Source organism: Geomonas sp., assembly GCF_035254065.1.
Taxonomy (GTDB): Bacteria; Desulfobacterota; Desulfuromonadia; order Geobacterales; family Geobacteraceae; genus Geomonas.
Genome location: NZ_DATFBA010000101.1, coordinates 1 through 3,380 on the forward strand (window position 1 = coordinate 1; position 3,380 = coordinate 3,380).

The 3,380-nt window shown below is 61.0% G+C and carries 2 protein-coding genes; both read right to left on the reverse strand.

The features are described 5' to 3' along the window. Positions 1-481 precede the first annotated feature (481 nt). A complete protein-coding gene (locus VJ604_RS05325; RefSeq protein WP_324080341.1) occupies positions 482-1,624 on the reverse strand; it encodes a lipocalin-like domain-containing protein in 1,143 nt (380 codons plus the stop codon). Positions 1,625-1,626: 2 nt separating this feature from the next. Further along, positions 1,627-3,380 (reverse strand): ABC transporter permease (locus VJ604_RS05330; RefSeq protein ID WP_324080342.1); only part of this gene is annotated, 1,754 nt, incomplete at its 5' end.

A 3,380-nucleotide genomic window follows, 5' to 3' on the forward strand; every position in this document is an offset into this window, starting at 1 on the left:
GTTGTCGGCGATCTCCGTCTTGGTCAACGACTCCGTCTTTTGCTGGTTACACCCAGCGCTGACAGCCATGGCAGCCAACATCGCCACGACAGCGGTTCTCCTTGCGTACTTCATCTGCATGTCTTACCCCCTTGAATGTAATGATCAGCTAACTGACTCAGAATTCACTGCTTTGGGCCATGTCGTCCAATTCACCCTTTTGTAGGCTCAAGGTGTCGCTAGACAGGAACCAATAAAAGACAAGCAATCAAAAATCTGCAGCATCCTAGCAACTACCTCGTGGGAAATATTTGACCAATGTCAAAAAGACAAGAAAGATCCAGAAAGGATGCTTTATTGAGTGTAGCATCCTTTTCTTCCCTTGCCAGATACCAGCAGTCACCGGATCTAGGACAAGAAACGCAGGCTCTCTTTCTCCAGTGACTCGATCTGCTACCACAAACCTTGTCTCACACTCTCAAGTGGCAGCAGTCACTCCCTATCAATAACCGGTCATCTCCAGATATCCGGACCCCTTCGGGGCGCCCCCCACACCCTCCACGGCGACAGCCCCCTCCCAGTAACGGAAGTTGGCCATCAGCTCCTGGTCCTCGAGCCGGGGGGTGATCCGCAGGTCAAGCTGGCTTCCCGGCACCTGCAGCCGCCAAACCGAGGGATAGCGCGAACCGCTGGAGGGGCTCGTCCACCAACTGACCACCTCCAGCCGGACCTCGTTACTGTTCAAGGCTCTGCTGCTGCCATCGGCGTTCACGAGGGTACCGGCCGAGAACGGGTCTACGCTGCCGTCTTTTCTCCTGAGCCGGTAGAACATCAGGTCCCGGCCGTCATCCAGTTGCAGGGCGAACCAGTCCCAGCCGACCTGGTTCGCTTCCAAGGCGCTGGTGCTCCATTCCCGATCCAGCCAGGAGAGTCCGCTGACCTTGAAGGTATCCTTGCCGGAGCGGATGGTCCCGGAGGTTCGCATCCTCGGCATGCTGTAGTAGTAGGAAGCGTTTCCCGGGGTCGCGCTCTTCCGGCTGAGCCCCCCTTCCCCATTGAGTATCTCCGGGGTGAGGCTCTGGAGGTCCAGATTGACGACCATGTCGGCTTCGCTGGCGGTAAGTTGCATGCTCCAGGGGTGGGAAGCGGTCTCACGCGCGGTCCAGTCCTCTAGCCAGATGGAAAGCGGCTTGCCGCCCGCTCCGGAGAGCCCAAGCGCGGCGCGGCTGTACCTCTGCGCGAAGCGGAATTGTTTCCCCTGGACGTCGGTGAGGGCGAAGTGCGCCATGAAGATCTCGTTGGTTCCCCAATGAGAGCTCCGCTTCACTTCCTGCGGGGTAAGCGCGACACGGAAGAAGGTGAGCTGGTACCCGAAGTGCCGCCCGTCAATAGCCTGCAGGTTGCCGGTAAAGTACCACCACTCGTTCCGGAAGCCGTGGTGAGCGCCGTGATCCTCGGGGAACCGGAAGCTGCGCGGCACCAAGGCCCTGGAAAATCCCTCCGCCGGCGTGCCGCCCAGTACTTCCCCGACACTCATCGGCTTTTCTTTTTCTGCTGGCCCCGCCAGGCTTCGCCCCGCCAACAAGAAAAGCGGCGGGATCAGGAGGAGAAGCACGACGAGGAAGACAATGACGCGGATGCGCATGGCTACTCCTCCTCCTTGAGCGCCAGGGCCGGTGAGGTCCGGGCAATGGTGGCCGAGGGATAGAGGCCGGCCAGCAGCGCCGCTACCACCGAAAGCAGGATAGCCTCCAGCAGATAGGCGGGATCCACCCTGAACTGCATGGTCCACCCGAAGGAACGGAGGTTCACCACGAACACCAGGATGAGAGCCTCCAGGATACCGAGCGGAAGCGAGAGGACTCCCGCCAGCAGCCCGATCAAGGCGGTCTCACCGCAGACCACGCCCCATACCTGCACGGGCGTGAGCCCTACCGCGCGCAGCACGGCAAGCTCCCTGGCCCGCTCCACCTGCATCGCCATCAAGGCGGACAGTATGCCGACGAAGGCGACTACCAGGGTAAGCATCCTCAGTACTCCCGTGATGGCGAAGGTCCTGTCGAAGATGGTCATGGTCGCCTTCTTCAACTCCCTGTTGGTTATGATGGTGAGCCTCTCCCCCCCTCCCCTGCTTTCGATCTCGGCGGCAAGCTCTGCGGTACTGACTCCCGGGCGAGCGTAGAAGGACATGGCATCGACGCTCTGATCGTCAAAACATCTCTGGTAGGCGACACGGCTCATGATGACGATCCCGGTGTCGGTGCCGTAATCGTAGATGATGCCGGAAACAGGAAAGGAGACCTCTCCATGTGTACTGCGCAGGACCAGCCGGTCTCCCACGCCCAGATGGTGCCTGATGCTGTACGGCTCGGACACGAGGACCGACTCACCGCGCTGGAAGGTTTCCCAGGCACGACCCGGATCACCTTTTTTAAAGGGGTAACGGAGGAACGTGCTCCTTTGCAAAGCCATGGAGAGGATCTCGGTAAACCCTCCTGGGGTTTCGATGGTGGTGCGCCGGGAAAGGGAAAAGCGCTCGGCACCAGGAAGATGGGACAGTCGCTCCACCAGAGCCGGGTCGAATGGCGGATGGCTGCGTCCACTCCCGTAGTCGGCGCTTCTTACGTAGACATCCGCCTGCAGCCAGCTTTCCAGCCAGTTCTGCACCGTGAGGCGAAACCCTCCCACCATGATGCCGACTCCGATGCCGGCTGCGACGGCAACCACCAGCGCCGCAGTCGCCACCCCAGTTCTGGAAAGGGACACCACCACGCCGCGCGCAGCCATCTTTCCGATGACACCGAAAACGGCGGCGGAGAACGGGCGGAGTGCGTTAACCAGCAGTACGACTACTGCCGGGATCACCATGGCGTAGCCGATGATGACTGCGAAGAGCCCGGCAAAGCCTCCGACAACGCCGCCCTTTTCAAAAAGGAGCAAGAGACCACCCGCGGCCATGAGCAGCAGGCCGGCATAGGCCGCGACAGGCAGCAGTTTCCTGTGGCGCGCCTCGATCGCCGAGCGGGAAAGAACGGCCCTGGGCGGAGCACCGGTCGCCTCCAGGGCGGCGGGAATGGCTGCGGCCACTGTTGCCACTATGCCGAGCAGCCCTCCCTTGATCAGCGCTCCCGGCAGCAGGGGAAGCGGGCCTACCTCCATGACGAAGTAAAGGTCGTTGATGGTCCTGGTCACCAGCCGGGTAAGTTCGCCGGCCAGCAGTTTGCCGCAGACGAGCCCGAATACCGTTCCGGCCAGGCCGATCAAGAGCGCCTCACCGCAGATCATGGTGAAGACCTGCCTCCTGCTTACCCCCAGCGCTCGCAACATGCCGATCAACCTGCGCCGACGCACCACCGAGAAGGTCATCGTGTTGTAGATCAGAAACATGCCGACCATCAGCG

Excerpts from the sequence above, each read along its gene's own strand:
- VJ604_RS05325 (WP_324080341.1), bottom strand. The coding sequence starts at position 1,624 with ATGCGCATCCGCGTCATTGTCTTCCTCGTCGTGCTTCTCCTCCTGATC.